The organism is Pantoea sp. NGS-ED-1003, from assembly GCF_000738765.1.
GTDB lineage: Bacteria > Pseudomonadota > Gammaproteobacteria > Enterobacterales > Enterobacteriaceae > Pantoea > Pantoea septica.
This window is the reverse complement of record NZ_JPQA01000004.1, coordinates 220,994-245,603: the sequence shown is the minus strand read 5'-3', so window position 1 is coordinate 245,603 and position 24,610 is coordinate 220,994. Positions and strand designations below refer to the sequence as shown.

Below are 24,610 nucleotides of genomic sequence, written 5' to 3'. Positions count from 1 at the left end.
ATTTTATAGTAACTGGTGATGAGTTATGTCCGACAAAATTTTAGTTGTAGGAGCTGGATTCTCCGGTGCGGTAGTAGCTCGCGAACTTGCAGATAATGGATTTGAAGTAGAAGTAATAGATCAGCGTACTCATGTCGCAGGTAACTGTCATACTGAAAGAGATAATGATACCAATATAATGTTACATGTTTATGGGCCACATATATTTCATACTGACAAGGAAAAAGTATGGGATTATATAAACAAATTTGGTAATTTTGAAGCTTACATCCATAGGGTGAAGGCCATACATAATCAACAAGTTTATAGTTTGCCCATTAATTTGCATACGATAAATCAATTATTCGGTAAATCAATGAATCCCAACGAAGCAAAAGCGTTTGTGGATTCATTGACAGATAAAAAGAATCCACCCGAGAATTTTGAAGAACAAGCCCTATCGCTTGTTGGTCATAAAATATACAGAGCCTTTTTAAAAAATTATACTGTCAAACAGTGGGGGGTATCACCGAAAAAACTACCTTCAGCGATTTTAAAAAGGCTTCCACTAAGATTTGACTATAATGATAATTATTTCAATCATAAATATCAGGGAATGCCAAGAGAAGGCTATACTAAAATTGTTGAGAAAATTTTAGATCATAAAAATATCAAGCTCACTTTAGATAAAGCATACAGCCATAATATGAAAAACATGTATGCACATGTTTTTTATACTGGTTCTATCGATGGGTTCTATGATTATAAATATGGTCTTCTCGCATACAGGACGTTAGATTTTAATTCAGAAACACATGAATCTGATTATCAAGGGTGTGCAGTTATTAACTATTGCGATAAAAACGTAGAATATACGCGTATAACAGAGCATAAACATTTTTCTTGGTGGGAGAAACATAATAAAACTGTCATCTACAAAGAGGTGAGTCGATTGGCAAATAAAGAGGATATACCTTATTATCCAATACGACTTGTAGATGAAATGAAAATATTAGAGAAATATATTAATCTGGCATCTAATGAAATTAAAGTTACTTTCCTTGGCCGATTAGGCACTTATCGTTATCTAGATATGGACGCAATCATTGATGAAGCATTGAATGTATCTGATAAGTTTGTAGAAGCAAATAAAGAAAATAAAAAGATGCCTGTCTTTATGGCTAAAATATTATGAAAATTGCTGCTTTGATCGTTACCTTTAACAGACTCGCTAAGTTAAAAATCACGCTGGAAAAAACGCTAAGCGAACACTTTGATAAGGTTATTATTGTTAATAACGATTCAACTGATGGGACTGGTGAGTGGTTAGCTTCTGTTAAAAATGACAGGTTAATTATAATAAATAGTGAAACTAATGCTGGTGGTGCAGGAGGTTTTAAATTAGGAATTGACTATATATTGAGTTCATTAGAAGTAGATTGGGTTACATTTTATGATGATGATGCGTTCCCTGAATCAGGAACAATCGCGAAATTTCGCCAAGCTAATCATGCCCACAATACAATATGGTGTAGCAAAGTTTTAGACATGCAAGGAAATATTTGCGATATGAATATACCTTGGGCAAAAATACCCCAAGGATTTTTTTCAAACATTGAATATTTTTTCAATAAAAAATCTTATGTTGCAGATGTTGAATCTCTTCAAGCTGTTGTTACATTCTCATTCGTAGGATGCTTAATTCATAGTAGCATCCTGTCAAATAGCTACAATATGTTAGATGAAGAATTATTTTTATATTTCGATGATGTGTATTATTCCTGGCAGCTTACTAAAAATGGATGTAAAATTTTTTATGATCCAAGTCTAGTTTTTAAGCACGACATAAAGAAAAGTAAGGGTTTTGAAAGCCAAGAGTGGAAAGTGTACTATCTAATTAGGAATTTGTTACTTTCGAAAAGAAAGCTGGCGACCCGTGAGATATTTAATAGTTCCTTTATTTTATTGAGGGTTATGAAATATATATCAATGGCACTGCATGAAAAGAGAAAAACATATTATCTTATGTTTTTGTTTAAAGGGATATGGCACGGTCTTACCAACAAAACCGGAAAGCTGTAGTTGCATATGAAAAAAGTGATTTTTTTTATAAATTCTGACTGGTATTTTAAGTTACACTGGATTGAGAGAGCGCTTGCTTTAAAAAAAGAAGGTTATGAAGTTTATTTACTCATGCGTTTTCATAATCATGAGTTGTTAAGGGAATTAGAAGATATTGGTTTTATATGTCTTGAAAGTGGAATAGACGAAAGAAGCTTTAGTTTTACAAATTTTTTCCGAGGCGCCTGGGGGATTTATAAAAAAATCAATTCGATTAAACCTGATTTAATTCATTGCGTTACAATTAAGCCAATTATTATAGGGGGGATTATTTCAAAGCGCAGAAACATCCCCTTTATCGCTGGATTTGTAGGTTTAGGGAGAGTGTTTAGCGGTGAAAAAAGAAGATATAATATTTTGGGATTTTTTATCTCCTTTTTATATAGGCACTTATTTGATAGAGAATTAACGAGGCTAATTTTCGAAAGCGAAAGCGACAAAAAAGTTTTGATAAGTCGCTGTGGTGTCGATAAAAATAAATGTCTTGTCATCAATGGCGGTGGTATCAACATTAATAATCTCAATGCCACTAATGAAATTAATAATGATATCCCTGTTGTTCTTTTTGCAAGTAGACTAATTTATCCCAAAGGGTTACAGGATCTGGTCGACATTCATCGATCCCTTAGTAAAAAGGGCCATGAATTTATACTTAACATAGCTGGGATTCATTGCCCAGGAGATAGTGAAGCGATACCAGTTTCTGTTATTAATGAGTGGTCAAAAAGAAAAAATATAAATTTTTTGGGTAAACGAGATGATGTTTATCAGCTTATATCCAGTTCAAATATAATAGCCTTACCTTCAACTTATAATGAAGGTGTACCAATGATATTGATTGAAGCCTGTGCTCTAAGAAGAGCTGTCATAGCTTATGATAGTGGTGGGATCAATGCAATAGTTAAAAATAATATTAATGGATTTCTAATAAAGAAGAAAGATAAGACTGAACTTGAGGTTAAGTTATATAAGATGTTGAAAGATGATGCATTAAGAAAGAGAATGGGAGAGGCGGGCGAGAAGCTTGTAAGAGATGAGTTTATATCTGATAAAATCATCAATGCTACTCTCGGTGTTTATAAAGAAATTATAAAATAAAATTGGTTTATGATGATATGGAAAAGTTCAGGAGCGATATTAATGGATTGCGAGCGATCGCTGTATTAGGTGTTGTCTTATTTCATTACAAACCAGACTGGCTGCCTGGCGGCTTTGCTGGAGTAGATGTTTTTTTTGTTATTTCTGGCTTTTTAATGACAGGTATTATAATTGAAAGGTTATTAAAGGATAAGTTTTCTTTCTCCGATTTTTACCTTAAAAGGGCGTTGAGAATAATACCTGCACTCTCTCTCTTATGCATCTCTTTAATTGTGGTAGGTTTCTTCGTTCTGGACCCGGCCAGTTATCAGGTTCTAGCTAAAGACGTCATAGCTACAGTCTTATTTATATCTAATTATATCTATTTTTTCAATTCAGGCTATTTTGATCAATCTTCTCAGGAGCGTTTTCTGCTTCACAGTTGGTCCTTAGCTGTGGAGTGGCAGTTCTATCTTCTTTTGCCACCCTTAATGGTGATTTTATATAAAAAAATACGTAGTGATTTATTTGTTTATGTATTTTCTTTTTTAGTTGTAAGTCTACTTTTACTGGAGTTAGGATTGTGGTTGTACAAGCCTAATTTCATTTATTACGACTTTATTTCTCGCTCTTGGGAGTTGTTATTAGGTGGTTTAATTTATTTTATACCTAAAATTAACTCTTCTTTACTAAGAAGTGCTGCTTACTACTTAGGCATTTTTTCTATTGTTTTTTCATTCTTTTATTTTGATAGCTCATTTGCCTGGCCGGGATATTATGCACTACTTCCTGTTGCTGGTGCAGGGCTGATTATATTTTCTAAAAAGCGAAGCTTTCTGTTAGATAATGTTATCTTTCAAAAGATTGGTTCTACATCTTACTCATTGTATCTGGTTCACTGGCCGCTAATTGTACTTTATAAAAAGTTGAATATTGAGTTAACCTGGTTAATCTATGTTTTGTTATGCTGCGCTCTGACTTTTCTGCTGAATTTTTTTGGTGAAAAAAAGAAGGGGAACTCTAAAAAAAATGTAATCGTTTATCTTTTCCTCTCGTTTGCTGCAGTCATTATAGCGCATTCAGGGATGCCTTCAAGGCTTAAAAATCCTGACGCATTCAATATGAGTGTTGAACAATACAGGATCAAATATGAGGGTAATCTGCAAATATCCGATTCTCCAGATGTCGTTTACTTTAATGGAAATGAAAGAGATTTTGATTATATTTTAATAGGCAGCAGTCATGCCAGGCATTATTATAGTTACATTAAAAATAATAATCTTAAAGTTGCTTCATTAGCATTGGATGGATGCAATATTACCAGAAACTATATGACTGAAAGTTATAACAATGATTTATGTAAGAAAAGATATGATCAGATGATTTCTTTTATAAATAGCCATCCTGGAAAAATTGTTTTATGGAGCACTCTTTGGACTTGGGTTGGGCCCAGAAGAGATGGAACTTCTGATCAAACCCCGCTTTTAGAAAAAATATATAAAGAAGTTGATCTTTTTATAAAAGATATTGATGTTATGAAAAACCCACTTTATCTGATTGGGGATGTTCAAGGCAGTAAAAAATTGATGTTTGAATGTCTGGCTAAAAATGAACTCCCTCTTAATAAAATATTTCATTTCAATAAATGTCAAAGCTATCAAAAAGAAAACGATGATGGGGTTAATGCTGTTTTAGCTAAGGTTGCTGGAGAAAACAAAAATGCTTTCTTTATTGCTGCGGATAAAGCTCTCTGTTCAGATAAAAAATGTATGGTAATAAAGGATAATCATCCTTTATACACCGATTATGGGCACTTATCTAAAGAGGGTTCCGAAATAGTTGGGAAATACATTTTTAGAAATGTCCATGAATTAGATTCCATGAAAAGGTAATTTTACTCATGCTTTATTCTGATGATAAGAAGTTTTTTTTCATTCACAACCCCAAAGTAGCGGGTACGTCAGTGCGAAAGGCCTTGGAAGAATACGACTCTTCTGGTGGCTACTATTGGAACCCTGAATACATTAAAGTTTTAAACAGGTTAACTGATAAGGCCCACGTCCCAGCTTCAGAATTAGTCTATCATCGTCTGTTTGAAAAAGCTCATGATTATTTTACATTTGGTTTCGTTCGTAACCCTTATGAAAGATTTATAAGCGCGTGGGAAGAGTACAAGATTCAACATAATTATTCTGAATGCATTGATATCAACGAATGGGCCCGTCTAAATATTAATGAGACATCCGTTAGATATAAGTTTGAATTGATTCATTTTTGCCCGCAATACTATTTTTTCTACAACGGTGACAAGCTTATTGCTGATTATGTTGGCCGACAAGAAAATATCGAATATGATTGGTATGTAATACAGTCTATACTTGGCATATCTGCTGATCTTAAACAATATAATATCAAAAATAATTTGCCAGGTCGGGTTAAAGTTAAAGATCTCAATGATGAAACTATCTCTCTGATAAATAAGGTGTATCGGAAGGATTTTTTGTTTTTTAAATACGTAATGATTAACCCTACATATGAAAAGGATTTTGGTAGAGATGTTTATCTTGAGTATTTCAGTGATTTATATATCCCTGAAATGAAGCTCGTCAAAGATTTACAAAATGAAGTCCATTATTTAGTTGAGGAAATTAAGCACAAAAATTCTGCCATTGATAGTCTCAATGCATCCATAAGTAATGCAAATAAGGAGATTATTTGTTGCGCTGACCTCAACTCTAAAGATGAGCGTTACAAGAAAGAACTTGAACTTGAAATCTCTCAGTTAAAACAAAAATGTTCTTCTCTGGAAGATAGTTATGAGAAAATGTTGAATAGTAAATCTTTTAGGTATACTAAAGTTTTACGTAGACTTTCTGCCTTTTTGCGTCACTAGAAATTGATGAAAATCCTAATGTTAAATCCATGATAGTATGTGGCTTTAAAGTTAGTTAAAATGTTGATTTAATCAGTGTAAGGAACATCAGATGTCCAAGCAACAGATCGGCGTTGTAGGTATGGCAGTAATGGGACGTAACCTGGCTCTCAACATTGAGAGCCGTGGTTATACTGTATCCATATTCAACCGCTCTCGCGAAAAGACTGATGAAGTCATCGCTGAGAATCAGGGAAAAAAACTGGCGCCTTACTACACCATCGAAGAGTTTGTGGAGTCCCTTGAGAAACCGCGCCGTATCCTGTTGATGGTGCAGGCGGGCGAAGCGACTGACAAAACGATTGCCTCCCTGACCCCGCACCTCGACAAAGGCGATATCCTGATCGACGGCGGCAACACCTTCTATAAAGACACCATTCGCCGTAACAAAGAGCTGTCTGAGCAGGGCTTTAACTTCATCGGCACCGGCGTTTCCGGCGGTGAAGAGGGCGCGCTGAAAGGCCCGTCTATCATGCCTGGCGGTCAGAAAGAAGCTTATGAGCTGGTTGCGCCAATCCTGGACAAAATCGCTGCCCGCGCTGAAGATGGCGAAGCCTGCGTGACCTACATTGGTCCAGATGGCGCTGGCCACTATGTGAAGATGGTGCATAACGGCATCGAATATGGCGACATGCAGTTGATCGCAGAAGCCTATGCGCTGTTAAAAGGTGCGCTGGATCTCAGCAACGAAGAGCTGGCGAAAACCTTCACCGAGTGGAACAACGGCGAGCTGAGCAGCTACCTGATCGACATCACCAAGGATATCTTCACCAAGAAAGATGAAGAGGGTAACTACCTGGTTGACGTTATTCTGGATGAAGCAGCTAACAAAGGCACCGGCAAGTGGACCAGCCAGAGCTCGCTGGATCTCGGCGAACCGCTGTCGCTGATCACTGAATCCGTATTCGCCCGTTACCTCTCTTCGCTGAAAACGCAGCGCGTTGCCGCGTCTAAAGTACTAAGTGGCCCGCAGGCGCAGGCCTTTACCGGTGACAAAGCGGAATTTGTTGAGAAGGTGCGTCGCGCACTTTATCTGGGCAAAATCGTTTCTTACGCTCAGGGCTTCTCTCAGCTGCGCGCGGCTTCCGAGCAGTACAACTGGGATCTGCACTACGGCGAAATCGCTAAAATCTTCCGCGCTGGCTGCATCATTCGCGCGCAGTTCCTGCAGAAGATTACTGATGCCTATGCAGAAAACGCCAATATCGCCAACCTGCTGCTGGCGCCGTACTTCAAAAACATTGCTGACGAATACCAGCAGGCGCTGCGTGACGTCGTGGCCTATGCCGTTCAGAACGGTATCCCGACGCCGACCTTCTCTGCCGCTATCGCTTACTACGACAGCTACCGTTCAGAAGTGCTGCCTGCTAACCTGATTCAGGCGCAGCGCGACTACTTCGGCGCGCATACTTATAAGCGCATCGATAAAGAGGGTGTGTTCCACACCGAGTGGCTGGACTAAACAGTAAAAAGGCTTCCATCCGGAAGCCTTTTTTTCACCCCACCAGCAAATCCCCGCTCCTCACCTCATCTTCTCCCGCCAGCCTGACCACCAGCATTCCCGCCGTGGCAAACTTCGTCCAGTGCCGCGCATAAAGCACGCCGCCGAACTCCGCCACCAGCGGCGTCACAAAGTCCGTCACTGGATCCACCACTTCCGCCACCACTTCGCCCGGACGGATATGCGCGCCCAGCTTCTTGCGATGCAGAATCAGTCCCGATACCGGAGAGTGGATATACTCGCACGCAGCCAGCGGGGTCGCCGGATGTTTAAGGGCAGGGGAAACCGCGCCTGCGCCTTCGGTATGACGCTGCTTAATCACGCCGCTCTCTTCCGGCACATCCACCGCTTCCAGCGCGCTGGCCGCCGCGCTGCTCTCGGTCATGCCGGCAATATCCTCGGCATTGGCCGTTACCAGCGCCAGCTCGTCGCCGCCAATCACCGGTGCCGCCACTTCCGCCGACACCGTCGGGCTTTCCGCAGCGATATAGCCGCTTTCGCGCAGCGCATTGATAATCGCCTCCGCATCCTGCTCCGCCTGATCGGGATCGACGTCGCGCACGCCGCGCAGCTCCAGCGTCACCGGCAGCAGGCCGCGCGGCATCGGATACTGGTCGCCAAAGCGTTGCGCCAGCGTCAGCCAGGGTTCACAGCAGGCTTCGTCGAACGGCTCGCCGCCGGAAATCTGCGCCAGCAGCTGCGCTTCGCTGCCCAGCCAGCGCGCCAGCGGCTCAATATCTGGCCAGGCGTGCGGCGTGGTGTAGAGGTGTGTCAGGGCTTCCCAGTCGCAGTGCAAATCAATCATCAAATCCGCCTGGCTTGCCATGCGCATCAGCGTAAAGCGCTGCGCTTCCAGCTCGGTTTTGGCAATTACGTCACGGTAGTGGCGATCGATAGCGTCGCGGATCAGCCGTTTATTGTCGCCTTCGTTCGGCGTCAGCGATCCCGCCAGCTCTGCCGCCAGCTTCTCGCCCAGCGCAGGAAAACGACGGTTGAAGTCCTGGCCCGACTCGCTGTGAAAACGTCCCAGATGGGTGCCGTGCCAGTGCTGGCTCAGCGCCAGCGGATTGGCCACCGGTACCAGCGTAAAGCCGGCGCGCAGCCTGCCGGCGGACTCCAGCGCCATCAGCTTCTGCTTCAGAAACCAGGCGACCGCCATGCCGGGGATCTCGTCGCCGTGTAGCGACGCCTGGATATAGACCTGCTTATATTTTTCTTCGCCGAAGTGGAAGCTGACGATTTCGCGCTGCGTGCCCAGCGAGGCGCTGAGAAGGGGATGATGTTGTTGATGCATAGGGCGCTGATTGTCCTGTCATTTAGAAGAGGGCGCAACTGCGCCCAGGAAATGAAGAAAAGTATAGTGCCGAATCAAAGCGGGCGACCACTCGGGTCGCCTCAGACTACTGCTGAATGGAAATATCGGTCGCGAAATAGTGCTTCTGAATCTTGTCGAAGGTGCCGTTTTTTTTGATTTCGGCGAAGGCGCTGTCCAGCGCGCTCTTCAACTCGCTGTCGCCTTTACGCAGGCCGATCGCCGTTCCTGGACCGATAATCGGGTCCTGCACGATCGGACCGGCCAGCTCGAAATCTTTGCCCTGCGGATGCTTCAGGAAGCCGATCGCCGCCTGCGCGGCATCGGTGAATACCGCATCAAGCCGTCCGGAGATCAGATCGCTCTCCACCTGCGCCTGGTCGCCGTAAGGCACCACGTTGACGCCGAAGGGCTGCCATTTAGCGCGCGCGTAGCGCTCCTGCACGGTGCCTTGCTCGACGCCGACGGTTTTGCCCTTCAGCGACTCGGCGGTCGGCAGCAGGCCGGAGCCTTTGCGTGCAATCAGCTGCGTATGGGTGTCATAGAGCGGCACGGTAAAGTCGATCTGCTTCAGGCGCTCTTCGGTGATGCCCATATCGGAGAGGATAGCGTCGAACTTACGCGCCTTGAGCGCCGGGATCATGCCGTCGAACTGGCTTTCCACCCAGACGCACTTCGCCTGCATCTGCTGACACAGGGCGTTGCCCAGGTCGATATCGAAACCGACCAGCTTGCCCTGCGGCGTTTTGGATTCAAACGGCGGATAGGTCGGATCGACGGCGAAGCGTACCTGTTCGATTTTTGCCTGCGCGCCAAAGGCGCAGCCTGCCAGTACGGCGGTCATCAGCGCGTCGCGCAGACGTGAGAAGCCAGGAGTAGTCATAGTCTCTTCTTTTATCGTGATGTTGAATAAAGCAGAGTACCTGCCAGCTATCACGATGACAATTACTGGATTATTTTCACTACGTTAGCATTGCAGAGGCGGCGGTAATCTTCCGTGTTCAATATCACCGACCTGTCGAGCCGTCCGGCGTTGAAGGCGATCTCGCTAAAGCGCTCGAACAGCAGCGGATCGACTACCAGCCTGAGATCGGGATGAAACGAGAAGGGCGGAATGGCGCCGAACACGCAGCCGGTTAGCGTATCAACCTCAGCCGGACTGGCGAGCGAGGCGCGTCGGCCGCCCACCGCGTCCGCCACTCTGGCTAAATCCGCCTGCTGATCGGCCGGCAGCACCGCCAGCACATGCTGTTTGACGCCGTTGCCCTTAACGTGACACACCAGCGCCTTCGCGCCTTGGCCGACCTCGGTGCCGCGGATCGCCGCCACCGCTTCGCATTTGCCGGTCGGTTCATGACTCATCAGCTGATAGCGCGCCTGATGCTGTTCCAGCAGGGCAAGGAGTTTTTCATGGGTGGTCATAGCCGAATCCGAATCCGAAAAGAGAACCGTACTGCTCAACATCCTGCACCTGTACCGATGTTGAGCAGCATGGCGCGCCGCTATTTATGCCGCGCGCGCAGATTGTTGATGATGGCGCTGAGGTCGAGATCCTGATCCTGCAGCAGCACCATCAGATGATAGAGCAGGTCGGAGGCCTCGTTGGTCAGCTCGTGGCGATCGTTCACCGTCGCCGCCAGCGCGGTCTCGACGCCTTCTTCGCCGACTTTCTGTGCGATGCGCTTGGTGCCGCTGGCATAGAGCTGTGCGGTGTAGGAGCTGGCCGGATCGGCGCTTTTGCGCGACGCCAGCAGCTGCTCCAGCTGATGCAGAAACACCCAGTCAGGCGCGGCAGGCGAAAAGCAGCTTGAGGTGCCGCGATGGCAGGTCGGGCCGATGGGGTCCGCCAGCACCAGCAGCGTATCGTTGTCGCAGTCTGGCGTAATGCTCACCACCTTGAGGAAATGGCCGGAGGTTTCGCCTTTGGTCCAGAGACGCTGTTTGGTGCGCGAAAAAAAGGTGACGTTGCCGTCGCTCAGGGTTTTCGCCAGCGCTTCCTGGTTCATATAGCCGTGCATCAGCACTTCGCCGGAGACGTTGTGCTGCACGATCACGGGCATCATGCCCTCGGTTTTGACCCAGTCAAGCTGGGCCAGCTGTTCTCTGGTTAACACGCGCGAATCTCCACTTCTTTCTCTTTCAGGAAGCTTTTCAGCTCGCCGATATTGATAATTTGCTTATGGAACACCGAGGCGGCCAGCGCGCCGTCGACGTTCGCCTGCTCAAAGGCGTCGAGAAAGTGCTGCATGGTGCCCGCGCCGCCTGAGGCGATCAGCGGCACCTTACAAACGTCGCGCACTTTTTTCAGCTGCACCAGATCGTAACCGTTGCGCACGCCATCCTGGTTCATCATGTTCAGTACGATCTCACCAGCGCCGCGCTTTTGCACCTCTTCAACCCACGCCAGGGTTTCCCACTCGGTTACGCGGGTGCGCGCCTCGTTGCCGGTATACTGGTTAACGTGATATTTGCCGGTGGCTTCGTCGAACCAGGTATCGATGCCTACCACGATGCACTGCACGCCGAAGCGATCCGCCAGGCGGGTGATCAGCTCAGGATCGGCCAGCGCGGGGGAGTTGATGGAGATTTTGTCGGCGCCGAACTCCAGAATACGCGCCGCGTCCTCTTCGCTTTTAATGCCGCCCGCCACGCAAAAGGGAATATCGATCACTTCCGCCACGCGCGACACCCAGCTTTTGTCGACCACGCGGCCGTCGCTGGAGGCGGTGATATCGTAAAACACCAGCTCGTCCGCGCCTTCCTGCGCGTAGCGCTGCGCCAGCGGCACGATGTCGCCGATGATCTCGTGATTGCGGAACTGAACGCCTTTGACGACCTGGCCGTCGCGCACGTCAAGACAGGGAATTATGCGTTTTGCCAGCATGCGATAGCCTCCGAAACCGTGAATTTACCTTCAAGCAGGGCGCGTCCGACGATCACGCCCTTAACGCCGCTGCCGCGCAGCGCCGCGATATCCTCAATGCCGCCGATGCCGCCGGAGGACTGAAACGCAATGTCGGGATAGCGTGCGGTCACTTCCTGATAGAGCGCGACGTTAGAGCCGCTCAGGGTGCCGTCGCGCGAAATATCGGTGCAGAGCACATGCTTCAGGCCCACCGGCTCAAACCAGGCGATGACCTCTTCCAGCGTGACGCCGGCCGCTTCCTGCCAGCCGCTGATGGCGACCTCTTTGCGGTTCGCCGCGTCGATGCGCACGTCCAGCGCCAGCACAATCGCCTCGGCGCCGAACTCGTTGAACCACTTTTTCACCTCTTCCGGCGCTTTTACCGCCGTAGAGCCGACAACGACGCGGCTGGCGCCCGCATCCAGCAGCGCCCTGACGTCGTCGCGCGTGCGGATGCCGCCGCCGACCTGCACCACGGCGTCGACGCCGTTAAGCAGCGTTTTCAGCAGCGGGATCTGGCGCTGCGCCGGATCTTTCGCGCCGGTAAGGTCCACGAGGTGCAGCACCGTCGCGCCCTGGCTGGCGTAATCCTGCAGGCGCGGCAGCGGATCGCTGCCGTAGTCGCGCTGCTGGCCGTAGTCGCCCTGATGCAGACGCACCACTTTGCCGTCAATCAAATCTAACGCGGGGATAATCATCACATCTCCAGGAAGTTTTTCAGCAGCTGCGCGCCCGCTTTGCCGGAACGCTCGGGGTGGAACTGAACGCCGAAGAAGTTATCTTTCTGCACCGCCGCGGTGAACGGCTGGCCATAATCGCACTGGGCGATGGTGCTGGCGTTGACCGGCATGGCGTAGCTGTGCACGAAATAGAAGTAGCTCTCTTCGTCGATGCCGCGAAACAGATGATTGCCCGCCTGGGCGGTAATCTGGTTCCAGCCCATATGCGGCAGCGGCAGACCGTGCGTGTCCATCAGCCCGCATTCGGCGTCGATAATGCCGAGGGTGGGGATGCCGCCGTTCTCCTCGCTGCTGCTGCCGAGCAGCTGCATGCCGAGGCAGATGCCGAGCACCGGCTGGGTACAGGCTTTGATCAGGTCGACGAGATCGCGCTCTTCCAGCTGGTTCATCGCCGCCCGCGCGGTGCCGACGCCCGGCAGAAACAGCTTGTCGGCGCGTAGCACCACGTCAGGATCGCGGCTAACGTCGGGCGTGTAGCCGAGGCGCTCTACCGCCCACTTCACCGACGACAGGTTGGCGCAGCCGGTATCGAGGATCACCACGTTCATTTACAGCACTCCTTTCGAGCTGGGCAGGGTGTTGCCCTCAACGCGGATCGCCTGGCGCAGGGTGCGGCCGAAGGCTTTAAACAGGCTTTCCACGCGATGGTGATCGTTCTTGCCTTTGGTTTTCAGGTGCAGGGTGCTCATCATGGCGTAGGAGAGCGAGCTGAAGAAGTGCTCGACCATCTCGGTGCTCATATCGCCGACGCGCTGATAGCTGAACTCCGCCTTGAACTCCAGATGCGGACGGCCTGAGATATCGAGCGCGCAGCGCGCCAGACACTCATCCATCGGCAGCACGAAGCCGAAACGGCCGATGCCGCGCTTGTCGCCCAGTGCCTTCAGCAGCGCCTCGCCGAGCGCCAGTCCGGTGTCTTCGATGGTATGGTGATCGTCGATATAGAGATCGCCTTTCACTTCTATATTCATGCGGAAGCCGCCGTGCACCGCAATCTGGTCCAGCATATGGTCGAAGAAGCCGACGCCGGTATTAATTTTGCTGCCGCCTTCGCGGTCCAGCCACACCTCGGCGCGAATCTGCGTCTCTTTGGTATTGCGGTTGACCAGCGCATGGCGATCGCGTTTGGTCAGGCGCGCCTGAATCGCGCTCCAGTCCTCGCCTTCGCTGCCGAAGCGGATGCCCTGGATGCCCATATTCTGCGCCAGCTGGATATCGGTCAGCCGGTCGCCGATCACATAGCTGTTCGCCACGTCGATGGCGCCTTCCGCCAGCCAGGCCTCGACCATTTTTGTCTTCGGCTTGCGGCAGTCGCAGTTATCTTCCGGCTTGTGCGGGCAGATCAGCACGTCGTCGAAATGGATCCCCTGCGAGCTGAACACCTGCATCATCAGGTTATGCGGGCCGTCGAAATCCGCCTGCGGAAAGCTGCTGGTGCCCAGGCCATCCTGGTTGGTGATCATCACCAGCCGGTAGCCGGCGCTCTGCAGCGCCAGCAGCGCCGGAATGACGTTGGCTTCAAACGCCAGCTTCTCCAGGCGATCCACCTGAAAATCTTCAGGCGGCTCGGCGATCAGGGTGCCGTCGCGATCGATAAAAAGGGTCTTCTGACTCATGCTCTCTCCACAGATAAAGCCTGTAACGCGGCGATCAGGCGCTCGCACTCTGTACGCGTGCCGATTGAGATGCGCAGGCATCCCGCAAGGCCCGGATTTTTGTTCTGGTCGCGCAGAATAATGCCCTGATCCCACAGGGATTTAAACACCGCAGGCGAATCCGCGAAGCGCGCCAGGATATAGTTGGTCTCGCTCGGGAAGACCTGCTGCACCAGGCTGAGCTGCGGCAGCTGCTCCAGCAGCCAGGCGCGGCTGGCGTTCAGCTCGGCAACGTGCTGACGCATCAGCGCGATGCCCTGATCGCTCAGCGCCTGACCGGCGACGTCGGCGACCGGCGTCGCCAGCGGATAGGGCGCGATCACCTTCATCAGCAGATCGATGACTGGCTTATTCGCCAGCGTAAAGCCGCAGCGCAGGCCGGCGAGCGCAAACGCCTTCGACAGCGTGCGCAGGATCACCAGATGCGGATAATCTTTCAGCCAGCCACTCAGCGTCGCCTGCGGACAGAATTCAATATAGGCTTCATCGGCCACTACCAGCGCTTTTCCTGCGGTCATTTCTAGCAGCGCGCGGATATCCTCCTGATCGATCAGATTGCCGGTCGGGTTGTTGGGGCTGCACATATAGACCACTTTCACGCCGTCGAGCTGTGCGGCGATAGCCGGCAGGTTCAGCTGCCAGTTCTCCAGAGCGGGCACGGTGCGGTACTCAATGCCGATGGTTTCCGCGCTGACGCTGTACATGCCGTAGGTGGGCGGGCAGAACAAAATGGCGTCTTTGCCCGGCTCGCAGAAGGCGCGCATCACCAGCTCGATGCCCTCGTCGGCGCCGCGGCTCACCAGCACTTGTTCCGGCTGTAGCCCGGCGTAGGCGGCGTAGCGCTCAATCACGATCTTCGGCTGACACTCCGGGTAGCGGTTCAGCGTCTGCTGCGACAGCTCAAAGGGCACCGGCAGCGGAAATTCGTTGGCGTTGAGCCAGACGTCGCCGTTGCCGCCAAGGCGGCGCGCAGACTGGTAAGGCGTCAGGGCACGCACGTTATCGCGCGCCAGCTCTTCAATATTGCGGCTCATGCCTGCTCCTCTTTCAGCGCGGCGACGCGCAGGGTGACGGCGTTTTTATGCGCCTCCAGCTGTTCGGCGGCGGCCAGGGTCTCAATGGTGGCGGCGAGGTTGAGGAAGCCCTGCGGCGTCAGCTCCTGTACCGTCATGCGCTTCTGAAAATCGGCCAGGCCGAGGCTGGAACAGGTCGCGGTGTAGCCGTAGGTCGGCAGCACATGGTTGGTGCCGGAGGCGTAATCCCCCGCCGACTCTGGCGACCAGTCGCCGAGAAATACCGACCCGGCGCTGGTGATGGCGTCGACCAGATCGCGCGGCTGGCGCGTCTGAATAATCAGGTGTTCCGGGCCGTACTGGTTGGAGATCGCCACGCACTCTTCCAGGTCGCGCGCCACAATCAGGCGGCTGCTCGCCAGCGCCTGGCGCGCGGTAGAGGCGCGCGGCAGCGCCTGCAGCTGCGCCTCTACCGCTTCGGCGACCTGCTGCGCCAGCGTCAGCGAGGGCGTCAGCAGAATCACCTGCGAATCGGGACCGTGTTCCGCCTGCGACAGCAGGTCGGAGGCGACAAAAGCGGGCGTCGCGCCTTCGTCGGCGATTACCAGCACTTCCGACGGACCGGCGGGCATATCGATCGCCGCGCCGTCGAGACGCTGGCTCACCTGGCGTTTCGCCTCGGTGACGTACGCGTTGCCCGGCCCGAAGATCTTATCGACTTTGGGCACGCTCTCGGTGCCGAAGGCGAGGGCGGCGATCGCCTGCGCGCCGCCGACCTGAAACACCTCTTGGACGCCGCACAGCTGCGCCGCATAGAGGATCTCGTCGGCGATGGGCGGCGGCGAGCAGAGCGCCACGCGGCCGCAGCCGGCGATGCGCGCCGGGGTCGCCAGCATCAGCACGGTAGAGAAGAGCGGGGCAGAGCCGCCGGGAATATAGAGACCGACCGAGCGCACAGGCCGGGTGATCTGCTGGCAGCGCACGCCGGGCTGGGTCTCGATATCCACCGTCGCCAGCTGCTGCGCGTTGTGGAAGGTTTCGATATTGGCGACGGCAACGGCCATCGCCTGCTTCAGCTCGTCGCTGAGTCGCGCGCCAGCGGCGGCGATCTCGGCGGGCGTCACGCGCAGCGCATCTACCTGCGCCTTGTCGAAGCGCGCGCTGAACTCACGCAGCGCCGCATCGCCGCTGCTCTTTACCTGATCCAGCACCGCGCGCACCGTGGCGCTGATGGCGTCGGACGCGGCGATGGCCGGACGCTGCAGCAGCGCCTGACGCTGCGCCTCGCTGCACTGCTGCCATTCGACGGGGGTCATAAAGGACATGGCTTACTCCATCATCTTTTCAATGGGCAGCACCAGAATCGAGCTGGCGCCCAGCGCTTTCAGTTTTTCCATGGTTTCCCAGAACAGGGTTTCGCTGCTGACCATATGCATCGCCACGCGGCTCTGATCGCCCGCCAGCGGCAGCACGGTCGGACGCTCGGCGCCGGGCAGCAGCTGAATCACCTCTTCCAGGCGATCGCTCGGCGCGTGCATCATGATGTATTTCGATTCGCGCGCTTTAATGACGCCCTGAATACGCGTCATCAGCTTGTCGATCAGCTCCTGCTTCTCCGGTGCCATCTCGCCGTCGCGCTGGATCAGCACCGCTTTTGAACGGTAGATCACCTCCACTTCACGCAGGCCGTTGGCTTCCAGCGTGGCGCCGGTCGATACCAGGTCGCAAATCGCGTCGGCCAGTCCGGCGCGCGGCGCGACTTCCACCGAGCCGTTGAGCATACAGGGTTTAAAGTTAAGGCCTTTTTTGTCGAGGTACTGCTTCAGCAGATGAGGATAGGAGGTGGCGATGCGGGCGTTATTCAGGCACTGCGGACCGGTGTACTCTTCATCTACCGGCATCGCCAGCGACAGGCGACAGCCGCCGAAGTCCAGACGGCGCAGGGTGAAGTAGCGCGGATCTTCGCCCTGCGCGCGGCGCGTCAGCAGCTCCTCTTCCAGCACGTTCTCGCCGATAATGCCGAGATCCACCACGCCATCCATAACCAGACCGGGAATATCGTCATCGCGCACGCGCAGGATATCGATCGGCATATTCTCTGCGAAGGCGATCAGACGCTGCTGCTGCAGATTGATTTTAATGCCGCAGCGCGCCAGCAGCTCGCGTGAGTCATCGCTTAAACGGCCAGATTTCTGCATAGCTATGCGAATTCGCTTGTTATCTAACATCGGTCCTGTCCTCTGTTTCATTCCTGTCTGAAAAGGTATTGCGCCAGCCCATAAAAAAACCCCCGGAAGACGATCTTCCGGGGGTTCTCTTTGCGTTCGCACCACTGGAAGATCTGAATGTCTCCCAGCACACATCGCCTGAAAGACTAGTCAGGATGATGGTGATGATGATGGTTGAACTGAACGCGTGTCATAATAAATTCCGTTGCTGAATGAGTATTCATTTGCGTGTTGATTAACCTAGCGAAGATGGCGGCGATGCGCAACCCTTTTTTAACCTTTGCGGTTCGACGGCGCGGCGCACTAAGATGGACGGCAGTGAGTCAAGCGCAGGAGTCAATATGAAGAAGGTCGCAATTATCGGTCTGGGATGGCTGGGCATGCCGCTGGGTCTGGCGCTAACGGCGCGCGGCTGGCAGGTTACCGGCAGCAAAACCACGCTGGACGGCGTGGAGGCGGCGCGCCGCTGCGGCATCGACGCGGTGCAGCTGCGGCTGACGCCGGAAATCGAGTGCGACGCCGAGGATCTCGCCCTGCTGCTGGCGGTCGACGCGCTGGTGGTGACCTTGCCCGCCAGCCGCACGGCGGAAGGCGGTGAAAGTTATATGCAGGCGGTGCAGAACGTGGTGGACAGCGCGCTGGCGCAGCAGGTGCCGCGCATTATCTTCACCAGCTCCACCTCGGTCTACGGCGGCGGCAGCGGCGTAATGAAGGAAAACAGCGCGCTCCAGCCGGAGACGGTGGCGGGCAAAACCCTGACCGCGCTGGAGAGCTGGCTGCACGATCTGCCCGGCACCCAGGTCGATATTCTGCGGCTGGCGGGACTGGTGGGGCCGAGTCGTCATCCCGGCCGCTTCCTGGCGGGGAAAACCGGGCTGGAGAACGGCGCGCACGGCGTCAATCTGGTGCATCTTGATGATGTGGTGAGCGCGATTACCCTGCTGCTGCAGACGCCGAAGGGCGGGCGCGTCTATAACCTCTGCGCGCCGAAACACCCGTCGCGCGCGACCTTTTATCCCGCCGTCTCGCGCCAGCTGAGTCTGACGCCGCCGACCTTTTTGCCCTCAGCGTCCAGCGACACCGGCAAGCTGATTGACGGCTCGCGCATCTGCAACGAGCTGGGGTTCGAGTACAGCTACGACGATCCGGCGAAAATGCCGCTGGAATAGTCGCCGCCTAAACGCCGAGCCGGTCGCGCAGCGCATACCAGGCGGCGCCCATGGCGGTCAGCGGCACTTTAAAGCGCCGTCCGCCGGGGAAGGGCAGGTGCGGCAGCTTCGCGAAGGCGTCGAAGCGCTCCGCATCCCCGCGCAGCGCTTCGCAAATCAGCTTGCCGGCAAGGTGCGTGCAGGTAACGCCGTGGCCGCTGTCGCCCTGCATAAAGTAGACGTTATTCTCCAGCCGTCCGAACTGCGGCAGCCGTGACAGCGTTAGCAGAAAGTTGCCGCTCCAGCGATAGCTGAAGGCGAGATCGCGCAGCTGCGGGAAGGTGCGCAGCAGTTTGGGGCGGATCAGCGCCTCGATGTCGCCGGGATCGCGCGCGCCGTAGACCACGCCGCCGCCGTAAAGCAGCCGGTTATCCGCCGTCAGGCGGAAATAGTCGAGCAGATAGTTGCAGTCTTCGACGCAGTGATTATTCGGCAGCAGCGCCAGCGCGCGATCGCGGCTCAGCGGCTCGCTGGCGAGGATCTGCGATCCGCACGCCATGCTGTTGCGCGTCAGACGCGGTTCCAGCTGCGAGGGCAGATAGGCGTTGCCGGCAAAAATCACGAAGGTGGCGTTCACCTCGCCGTGCTCGGTTTTTACCCGATTGGGCGCGCCGTAGGTCAGCGCCGTCGCGGCGGAGCGTTCATAGATGCGCCCGCCGTGCCGCCGAATCGCCTCGGCTTCGCCCAGCGCCAGATTGAGCGGATGCAGGTGGCCGCCGCGCCGATCCAGCAGGCCGCCGACGTAGCGCTCGGTGGCGATTTCGCGCCGGATGCCGCGCTCGTCGAGCAGCTCCAGATCGTGATTGCCGTACTTCTCCCATAGTCGCTGCTGGCGGCGCAGATGATTCATCTGGCGCGGGTTAAGCGCAGCGAAGATATTGCCAGGCCGGTAGTCGCAGGCGATGGCGTAGCGATCGATGCGATCGCGGATGATCTCCGCGCCCTCAAACATCATGCTGCCGAGCAGGCGCGCGCTCTCTTTGCCGTAGCGCTGTTCGATGACGTCCACGTCGCGGCTGTAGGAGTTGACCACCTGCCCGCCGTTGCGCCCGCTGGCGCCGAAGCCGACGCGCGCCGCCTCCAGCACCACCACGTCATAGCCCGCCTCGGTAAGGTAAAGCGCGGCGGAAAGGCCGGTAAAGCCCGCGCCGATTATGCAGACGTCGCACTGGATGCTCTCCTGCAGCGTGGGCCAGGGTGCATGGTCGTTGGCGGTCGCCGCGTAGTAGCTTTCAACATGTTTCATCACAACCTCCTGCCTGCGAATGCGTCAGAAATTAGCGGGCGTATGGGCGCTGACGATACGGCAGGGCTGCGCCGAGAGATTGGTGAAGCTGTGCGGCAGCCCGGTATCGATCACATAACTTTCGCCCGCGTTAAGGTGGTAGCTTTGTCCGTTGACCACCAGGGTGATCTCTCCCTCCAGCAGCGTACCGGTCTCTTCGCCCGGATGACGCAGCTTTTCGCCGGTGCTGGCGCCGGGCTGATAGGTCTCGAGCAGCATGCCGAGCGAGCGCTTCGCCTGCCCGTTATCCACCAGCTTCAGCGACACGCCCTGGCTGCCGATCTCCACCAGATCGTCTGGCCTGACGATCACCTTCGGCGCGTCATGGTGTTTGGGTTCGGAGAAGAACTCCGACAGCGACAGCCCGTACACCTTTAACAGCTTTTGCAGCGTGCTGACCGCCGGACTCACCTTATCCTGTTCAATGGTGCTGATTGCGCTATGGGTTAAACCTGACAGTTCAGCGGCGCGGCGCTGAGACAATCCCAACTCTTGCCGGATTTGCGATAAGCGTCGTCCAGGCGCCAGAGCGGCATCGTTCATGGTGATTTTTCCTCGTGATAGTGCCGTGCGGCATGGATAAACCCCGCAAAAAGGGCGCGCGAGGCGTCGTTCTGTTCCGGCTGCCATTCGGGATGCCACTGCACCGCCAGGGCGAACGGATGATGGCGCAGGCTGACCGCTTCGATCAGGCCGTCCGGCGCGCGCGCCTCGATGCGCAGCTGCGGCCCCGTTTCGCGGATGCCCTGATGATGCAGCGAATTGACCGCCAGGATAGCGTCGTCGCCCAGCAGAGAGGCGAGCAGGCCGCCCGCTTCGGGAAAGATGTCATGCGCCGGGGCGTACTGTTCGCTCAGCGGTAGCGTCGCTTCTGCATGATGCGGCAGCCCGGTTTTACGCTGGTCGAGATCGCGCCACAGCGCGCCGCCGTTGGCTACCACCAGCTCCTGCATGCCGCGGCAGATGCCGAACAGCGGCATTCTGCGGCTGGTGGCCCAGGTAATAAGGGCGAAGGCGAGCCGGTCGCGGCCGGGATCGGCGTGCGGCTCGCTGCCCGCTTCGCCATAGTGCCAGGGTTCGATATTGCTGGGGCTGCCGGTGAGCATCACGCCGTCGAGCGTCGCCAGCGCCTGCTCCAGCAGATGCGGCGTCGTGCAAAGCTGCTGGGGCAGGGCAAGCGGCACGCCGCCCGCCTGGGTTATCGCCGTCAGATATTTGTTATGCACCGACTGAGTGAGATGGCCATCATGGTTAATCTGGCACATCGCTACGCCGATCAAAGGGTTGTTAAAAATAATGCCCATCTCATTCCTCGACTCGCCGTTCAAAAAATTCACCGATCGGGCCCGCAGCGGGTAAAAACGTGCAATATTTTTTCAATCTAGCAATGCGCTGTTTGTTTCTCAAACAGATTTGTTACATTTGCACACTTTTTGTGTTGGCGCTATGTTAGAGGAGTGGCTGTTATTTTGAGCATTGCGCAAACCAATCAACGGTAGAAGGCGGGTGGGATATGACGAACCTCGTGGAAGTAGAAGACTTCACGCGTCACAGTGAAGAGAGACGAACCAGCGCGTTCCAGCTTGAAGTGAAAAACTGGCTGGAACGCCATCCTGAAACGCAGTATGTCGATATTTTATTGAATGATTTAAACGGCGTCTTTCGCGGCAAACGCATCCCGATAGCTGCGCTGGCGAAGCTGGAAAAAGGGTGTTATTTCCCCGCCTCGGTTTTCGCTATGGATATCCTCGGCAATACCGTCGAAGAAGCCGGCCTCGGGCAATCTCTCGGCGAACCTGACAATCTCTGCATGCCGGTTCCCGGCACCTTAGTTCCCTCCGCTTCCGATCCTGCGCACATCGCTCAGCTGCTGTTGACCATGTGCAACCAAGATGGCACTCCCTTTGACGTTGAACCCCGCAATGTCCTGAACCGGCTGTGGCAGCAGCTGCGCAACCGAGGACTTTTTCCGGTGGTAGCGGTAGAGCTGGAGTTCTATCTGGTCGACAAGGCCCGCGACGCCGAGGGCTATATTCAGCCGCCGTGCGCGCCTGGCAGCAGCGAACGCAATATGCAGAGCCAGGTCTACTCCGTAGATAATCTCGATCACTTCGGCGCGGTGCTGCGCGATATCGACGCGCTGGCGCGCCAGCAGAACATTCCCGCCGACGGCGCGCTGGCGGAAGCCTCGCCCGGCCAGTTTGAGATCAACCTGCACCATACCCGCGACGTGCTGAGCGCCTGCGACCACGCGGTACAGCTTAAAAGGCTGATCCGTCAGGTGGCGGAGAACCACGGCATGACCGCCACCTTTATGGCCAAACCCTATGAAGAGTATGCAGGCAGCGGCATGCACGTGCATATCAGCATGCTGGACGCCGCCGATCATAACGCCTTCGCCGCCGATGACGGCAGCGACTCACCGCTGCTGAAGCGCGCGCTGGCGGGTATGCTCGACCTGATGCCCGCTTCGATGGCGCTGCTGGCGCCCAACGTCAACGCCTATCGCCGCTTCGTGCCGGACGCCTACGTGCCGCTACAGGCGTCGTGGGGGCACAACAACCGCACCGTGGCGCTGCGCATTCCCTGCGGCGACGTGGAAAACCACCGCGTCGAGTACCGCGTCGCGGGCGCGGACGCCAACCCCTATCTGGTGATGTCGGCGATTCTGGCAGGCATTCTGCACGGTCTGGATACCGCGCTGCCGCTGCCGCAACCGGTGCAGGGCAACGGTCACGAGGCGGAGGGCATCCCGCTGCCGGTGCGCCAGAGCGAAGCGCTGTTTGAATTTGAAAGCAGCTTTCCGCTGCAAAAACTGCTGGGCGAGCGCTTCGGCGCGGTGTGGCACAGCTGTAAGCGCCACGAGATGATGCAGTTCGAACGGCTGGTCACCGCCACGGAGATCGACTGGATGCTGAAAAACGCCTGAGAAAAAAGTCGCTATACTTATCAGCGGGTCTTGTGTTTTTGCTGCATTTTGGGGCAGAATACGCGGCCTGCAAAATTCCGAATATAACCGATGCTTTTAAGAGCCTCGGTTATTTTTTTTTGCATGTACTTAACCGATTCGCATGAGGCCGGGCGCGCCCGGATAGATACACGTTAAAAAACGCGCAAGCGTACGAACTGAGGATACAAAGATGGGGATGTTATTCATTCAGCCAGCCCGCGCTGGCTCTCGTTTCCGTGATGACTACGGCGCCGTGCAGGCTCATAACGCCGCCTTCCTCGCTCCCGTGATGCAATCCAGTCAGGTTGCAGCTCAGGGAGGTCTGAAACATGTCGCTTGATACCTCAGCACCACAGCGTGCCCACCTGAAAAAATCTCTGACCCTGCTTCCGGTCGTCATGATTGGCCTTGCCTACATGCAGCCGATGACCCTGTTTGATACCTTCGGTATCGTGTCGGGTCTGACCAGCGGTCACGTCGCCACCGCCTACGCCTTTGCGCTGATTGCGATTCTGTTTACCGCCGTAAGCTACGGTAAGCTGGTACGCCGCTTCCCATCTGCGGGCTCCGCTTATACCTACGCTCAGAAGGCGATCAGTCCGCACGTCGGCTTTATGGTCGGCTGGTCATCCCTGCTGGACTACCTGTTCATGCCGATGATCAACATCCTGCTGGCGAAAAACTATTTCGAAGCGCTGGTGCCGGGCATTCCGTCATGGATCTTCGTAGTGCTGCTGGTGGCGTTTATGACGATGTCCAACCTGCGCGGCATTAAAACCGTGGCCAACTTTAACAGCGTGATCGTGGTGCTGCAGGTTGTGGTGATGATCGGTATTACCGGCATGGTGATTTACGGCGTCGCGCACGGCGAAGGCGCGGGCACGCTCACCAGCTCGCAGCCGTTCTGGTCCCCAGACGCCCATGTGGTGCCGATGATTACCGGCGCGACTATCCTCTGTTTCTCGTTCCTGGGCTTTGACGGCATCAGTTCGCTGTCGGAAGAGACCAAAGACGCGGAGCGCACCATTCCGCGCGCGATTTTCCTGACGGCGCTGATCGGCGGCCTGATCTTTATCGTGGCCTCCTACTTCCTGCAGCTCTATTTCCCGGATATCTCGCGCTTCAAGGATCCCGATTCGTCGCAGCCGGAAATCATGCTGTACGTGGCGGGCCATGTGCTGCAGTTCGGCATCCTGATCTTCTCGGTGGTGACCGTGCTGGCGTCAGGTATGGCGGCGCACGCGGGCGTGTCGCGTCTGATGTACGTGATGGGCCGCGACGGCGTCTTCCCGGAGCGCTTCTTCGGCTATATCCATCCGAAATGGCGCACGCCGTCGCTGAACGTGCTGCTGGTCGGCGCCGTGGCGCTGATGGCGATCCGTTTCGACCTGGTGACCGCGACGGCGCTGGTTAACTTCGGCGCGCTGGTGGCCTTTACCTTTGTTAACCTCTCGGTGATCGCCCAGTTCTGGATCCGCGAGAAGCGTAACCGCACGCTGCGCGACCATATCAACTATCTGGTGCTGCCGGTGCTCGGCGCGCTGACGGTTGGCGCGCTGTGGATTAACCTGGAAGAGAGTTCGATGGTGCTGGGCCTGATTTGGGCCGCCGTAGGGATTGTCTACCTCGCGTTCGTCACCCGCAGCTTCCGCAATCCGGTGCCGCAGTACAGCGAAGAAGTGTAATTCGCCTGCGGTGAAAAAG

Annotated in this window: 24 protein-coding genes and 1 other annotated feature; of the genes, 9 read left to right on the top strand and 15 right to left on the bottom strand. The window is 54.0% G+C overall.

Going from position 1 to position 24,610, the window contains the following annotated elements:
* Window positions 1–25: 25 nt before the first annotated feature.
* The 6 genes from glf to gndA all read left to right on the top strand — a co-directional run bounded on the left by glf (window position 26) and on the right by gndA (window position 7,571).
* Window positions 26–1,174: a UDP-galactopyranose mutase gene (glf, locus tag JS46_RS09815; protein ID WP_033750152.1), complete on the top strand. Its 1,149-nt coding sequence runs from the start codon at window positions 26–28 to the stop codon at window positions 1,172–1,174.
* Entirely contained in the window at window positions 1,171–2,061 is an 891-nt protein-coding gene (locus JS46_RS09810; RefSeq protein ID WP_033750149.1) for a glycosyltransferase, read from the top strand. The genes glf and JS46_RS09810 overlap by 4 nt, the downstream gene beginning before the upstream one ends.
* 6 nt (window positions 2,062–2,067) lie before the next feature.
* Window positions 2,068–3,198: a glycosyltransferase family 4 protein gene (locus JS46_RS23355; RefSeq protein ID WP_033750740.1), complete on the top strand. Its 1,131-nt coding sequence runs from the start codon at window positions 2,068–2,070 to the stop codon at window positions 3,196–3,198.
* Window positions 3,199–3,215: 17 nt separating this feature from the next.
* The gene (locus JS46_RS23350; protein ID WP_072010420.1) at window positions 3,216–5,069 is read left to right on the top strand and encodes an acyltransferase family protein; all 1,854 of its coding nucleotides are present in this window, start codon (window positions 3,216–3,218) and stop codon (window positions 5,067–5,069) included.
* A gap of 8 nt (window positions 5,070–5,077) precedes the next feature.
* Window positions 5,078–6,070, top strand: a complete 993-nt coding sequence (locus JS46_RS09800) for a sulfotransferase family 2 domain-containing protein (protein WP_033750145.1) — start codon at window positions 5,078–5,080, stop codon at window positions 6,068–6,070.
* Between the two features lie 91 nt (window positions 6,071–6,161).
* Complete coding sequence (gndA, locus tag JS46_RS09795; RefSeq protein ID WP_033750142.1) at window positions 6,162–7,571, top strand: NADP-dependent phosphogluconate dehydrogenase; 1,410 nt, start codon at window positions 6,162–6,164, stop codon at window positions 7,569–7,571.
* A gap of 34 nt (window positions 7,572–7,605) precedes the next feature.
* Here the strand turns inward: gndA and JS46_RS09790 are convergent, their stop codons facing one another.
* The 12 genes from JS46_RS09790 to hisL all read right to left on the bottom strand — a co-directional run bounded on the left by JS46_RS09790 (window position 7,606) and on the right by hisL (window position 17,657).
* Window positions 7,606–8,904 (bottom strand): succinylglutamate desuccinylase/aspartoacylase family protein, encoded by a 1,299-nt coding sequence (locus JS46_RS09790; protein ID WP_033750138.1) that lies wholly within the window; start codon window positions 8,902–8,904, stop codon window positions 7,606–7,608.
* 106 nt (window positions 8,905–9,010) lie between these two features.
* Window positions 9,011–9,805, bottom strand: a complete 795-nt coding sequence (locus JS46_RS09785; RefSeq protein ID WP_033750136.1) for an ABC transporter substrate-binding protein — start codon at window positions 9,803–9,805, stop codon at window positions 9,011–9,013.
* A gap of 62 nt (window positions 9,806–9,867) precedes the next feature.
* Entirely contained in the window at window positions 9,868–10,344 is a 477-nt protein-coding gene (locus JS46_RS09780) for a YbaK/prolyl-tRNA synthetase associated domain-containing protein (RefSeq protein ID WP_033750737.1), read from the bottom strand.
* Between the two features lie 80 nt (window positions 10,345–10,424).
* Window positions 10,425–11,036 (bottom strand): bifunctional phosphoribosyl-AMP cyclohydrolase/phosphoribosyl-ATP diphosphatase HisIE, encoded by a 612-nt coding sequence (gene hisIE, locus JS46_RS09775; protein WP_033750134.1) that lies wholly within the window; start codon window positions 11,034–11,036, stop codon window positions 10,425–10,427.
* Entirely contained in the window at window positions 11,030–11,806 is a 777-nt protein-coding gene (gene hisF / locus JS46_RS09770) for an imidazole glycerol phosphate synthase subunit HisF (RefSeq protein WP_033750130.1), read from the bottom strand. Before hisF ends, hisIE begins: the two co-directional genes overlap by 7 nt.
* Window positions 11,788–12,525, bottom strand: a complete 738-nt coding sequence (gene hisA, locus JS46_RS09765; protein ID WP_033750128.1) for a 1-(5-phosphoribosyl)-5-[(5-phosphoribosylamino)methylideneamino]imidazole-4-carboxamide isomerase — start codon at window positions 12,523–12,525, stop codon at window positions 11,788–11,790. The genes hisF and hisA overlap by 19 nt, the downstream gene beginning before the upstream one ends.
* On the bottom strand, window positions 12,525–13,115 hold the full coding sequence (gene hisH / locus JS46_RS09760) for an imidazole glycerol phosphate synthase subunit HisH (RefSeq protein WP_033750126.1): 591 nt from the start codon (window positions 13,113–13,115) through the stop codon (window positions 12,525–12,527). The genes hisA and hisH overlap by 1 nt, the downstream gene beginning before the upstream one ends.
* Window positions 13,116–14,183 (bottom strand): bifunctional histidinol-phosphatase/imidazoleglycerol-phosphate dehydratase HisB, encoded by a 1,068-nt coding sequence (gene hisB, locus JS46_RS09755; RefSeq protein ID WP_033750124.1) that lies wholly within the window; start codon window positions 14,181–14,183, stop codon window positions 13,116–13,118.
* Window positions 14,180–15,256, bottom strand: coding sequence for a histidinol-phosphate transaminase (hisC, locus tag JS46_RS09750; RefSeq protein WP_033750121.1), 1,077 nt, complete (start codon window positions 15,254–15,256; stop codon window positions 14,180–14,182). Before hisC ends, hisB begins: the two co-directional genes overlap by 4 nt.
* Entirely contained in the window at window positions 15,253–16,560 is a 1,308-nt protein-coding gene (gene hisD / locus JS46_RS09745; RefSeq protein ID WP_033750118.1) for a histidinol dehydrogenase, read from the bottom strand. Before hisD ends, hisC begins: the two co-directional genes overlap by 4 nt.
* Before the next feature lie 3 nt (window positions 16,561–16,563).
* The gene (gene hisG / locus JS46_RS09740) at window positions 16,564–17,463 is read right to left on the bottom strand and encodes an ATP phosphoribosyltransferase (protein ID WP_033750117.1); all 900 of its coding nucleotides are present in this window, start codon (window positions 17,461–17,463) and stop codon (window positions 16,564–16,566) included.
* 50 nt (window positions 17,464–17,513) lie between these two features.
* Window positions 17,514–17,634 (bottom strand) — a sequence feature (His leader region).
* Window positions 17,610–17,657, bottom strand: a complete 48-nt coding sequence (hisL, locus tag JS46_RS24145) for a his operon leader peptide (RefSeq protein WP_100396937.1) — start codon at window positions 17,655–17,657, stop codon at window positions 17,610–17,612. It overlaps the preceding feature by 25 nt.
* Before the next feature lie 147 nt (window positions 17,658–17,804).
* On the opposite strand from hisL, the gene JS46_RS09735 reads away from it, so the two are divergent.
* Window positions 17,805–18,632 carry an SDR family oxidoreductase gene (locus JS46_RS09735; protein ID WP_033750114.1) on the top strand — a complete coding sequence of 276 codons (828 nt, stop codon included), beginning with the start codon at window positions 17,805–17,807 and terminating at the stop codon, window positions 18,630–18,632.
* Window positions 18,633–18,639: 7 nt separating this feature from the next.
* Here JS46_RS09735 and JS46_RS09730 read toward each other — a convergent pair whose 3' ends face one another.
* From JS46_RS09730 to puuD, 3 genes are read right to left on the bottom strand one after another with little or no spacing between them, the layout of a single operon-like run.
* Entirely contained in the window at window positions 18,640–19,917 is a 1,278-nt protein-coding gene (locus JS46_RS09730) for an FAD-binding oxidoreductase (RefSeq protein WP_033750112.1), read from the bottom strand.
* A 24-nt stretch (window positions 19,918–19,941) separates the two neighbouring features.
* Window positions 19,942–20,499: an HTH-type transcriptional regulator PuuR gene (gene puuR, locus JS46_RS09725; RefSeq protein ID WP_033750109.1), complete on the bottom strand. Its 558-nt coding sequence runs from the start codon at window positions 20,497–20,499 to the stop codon at window positions 19,942–19,944.
* The gene (gene puuD, locus JS46_RS09720; RefSeq protein ID WP_033750105.1) at window positions 20,496–21,260 is read right to left on the bottom strand and encodes a gamma-glutamyl-gamma-aminobutyrate hydrolase; all 765 of its coding nucleotides are present in this window, start codon (window positions 21,258–21,260) and stop codon (window positions 20,496–20,498) included. Before puuD ends, puuR begins: the two co-directional genes overlap by 4 nt.
* A 209-nt stretch (window positions 21,261–21,469) precedes the next feature.
* Here puuD and JS46_RS09715 point away from each other — a divergent pair, with 209 nt between their 5' ends.
* Window positions 21,470–22,885: a glutamine synthetase family protein gene (locus JS46_RS09715; protein WP_033750102.1), complete on the top strand. Its 1,416-nt coding sequence runs from the start codon at window positions 21,470–21,472 to the stop codon at window positions 22,883–22,885.
* A gap of 350 nt (window positions 22,886–23,235) precedes the next feature.
* On the top strand, window positions 23,236–24,591 hold the full coding sequence (locus JS46_RS09710; protein WP_033750099.1) for an APC family permease: 1,356 nt from the start codon (window positions 23,236–23,238) through the stop codon (window positions 24,589–24,591).
* Window positions 24,592–24,610: the final 19 nt, after the last annotated feature.

What these genes read in the sequence shown, in the direction of transcription:
- JS46_RS09785 (WP_033750136.1), bottom strand. Translation starts at nt 9,805, where the DNA reads ATGACTACTCCTGGCTTCTCACGTCTGCGCGACGCGCTGATGACCGCC.
- JS46_RS09730 (WP_033750112.1), bottom strand. Translation starts at nt 19,917, where the DNA reads ATGAAACATGTTGAAAGCTACTACGCGGCGACCGCCAACGACCATGCA.
- hisF (WP_033750130.1), bottom strand. Translation starts at nt 11,806, where the DNA reads ATGCTGGCAAAACGCATAATTCCCTGTCTTGACGTGCGCGACGGCCAG.
- JS46_RS09800 (WP_033750145.1), top strand. Translation starts at nt 5,078, where the DNA reads ATGCTTTATTCTGATGATAAGAAGTTTTTTTTCATTCACAACCCCAAA.
- JS46_RS09790 (WP_033750138.1), bottom strand. Translation starts at nt 8,904, where the DNA reads ATGCATCAACAACATCATCCCCTTCTCAGCGCCTCGCTGGGCACGCAG.
- glf (WP_033750152.1), top strand. Translation starts at nt 26, where the DNA reads ATGTCCGACAAAATTTTAGTTGTAGGAGCTGGATTCTCCGGTGCGGTA.
- puuR (WP_033750109.1), bottom strand. Translation starts at nt 20,499, where the DNA reads ATGAACGATGCCGCTCTGGCGCCTGGACGACGCTTATCGCAAATCCGG.
- JS46_RS09715 (WP_033750102.1), top strand. Translation starts at nt 21,470, where the DNA reads ATGACGAACCTCGTGGAAGTAGAAGACTTCACGCGTCACAGTGAAGAG.
- hisC (WP_033750121.1), bottom strand. Translation starts at nt 15,256, where the DNA reads ATGAGCCGCAATATTGAAGAGCTGGCGCGCGATAACGTGCGTGCCCTG.
- hisH (WP_033750126.1), bottom strand. Translation starts at nt 13,115, where the DNA reads ATGAACGTGGTGATCCTCGATACCGGCTGCGCCAACCTGTCGTCGGTG.
- JS46_RS09735 (WP_033750114.1), top strand. Translation starts at nt 17,805, where the DNA reads ATGAAGAAGGTCGCAATTATCGGTCTGGGATGGCTGGGCATGCCGCTG.
- hisD (WP_033750118.1), bottom strand. Translation starts at nt 16,560, where the DNA reads ATGTCCTTTATGACCCCCGTCGAATGGCAGCAGTGCAGCGAGGCGCAG.
- hisB (WP_033750124.1), bottom strand. Translation starts at nt 14,183, where the DNA reads ATGAGTCAGAAGACCCTTTTTATCGATCGCGACGGCACCCTGATCGCC.
- JS46_RS09780 (WP_033750737.1), bottom strand. Translation starts at nt 10,344, where the DNA reads ATGACCACCCATGAAAAACTCCTTGCCCTGCTGGAACAGCATCAGGCG.
- gndA (WP_033750142.1), top strand. Translation starts at nt 6,162, where the DNA reads ATGTCCAAGCAACAGATCGGCGTTGTAGGTATGGCAGTAATGGGACGT.
- JS46_RS09710 (WP_033750099.1), top strand. Translation starts at nt 23,236, where the DNA reads ATGTCGCTTGATACCTCAGCACCACAGCGTGCCCACCTGAAAAAATCT.
- puuD (WP_033750105.1), bottom strand. Translation starts at nt 21,260, where the DNA reads ATGGGCATTATTTTTAACAACCCTTTGATCGGCGTAGCGATGTGCCAG.
- hisG (WP_033750117.1), bottom strand. Translation starts at nt 17,463, where the DNA reads ATGTTAGATAACAAGCGAATTCGCATAGCTATGCAGAAATCTGGCCGT.
- JS46_RS23355 (WP_033750740.1), top strand. Translation starts at nt 2,068, where the DNA reads ATGAAAAAAGTGATTTTTTTTATAAATTCTGACTGGTATTTTAAGTTA.
- JS46_RS09810 (WP_033750149.1), top strand. Translation starts at nt 1,171, where the DNA reads ATGAAAATTGCTGCTTTGATCGTTACCTTTAACAGACTCGCTAAGTTA.
- JS46_RS23350 (WP_072010420.1), top strand. Translation starts at nt 3,216, where the DNA reads ATGGAAAAGTTCAGGAGCGATATTAATGGATTGCGAGCGATCGCTGTA.
- hisA (WP_033750128.1), bottom strand. Translation starts at nt 12,525, where the DNA reads ATGATTATCCCCGCGTTAGATTTGATTGACGGCAAAGTGGTGCGTCTG.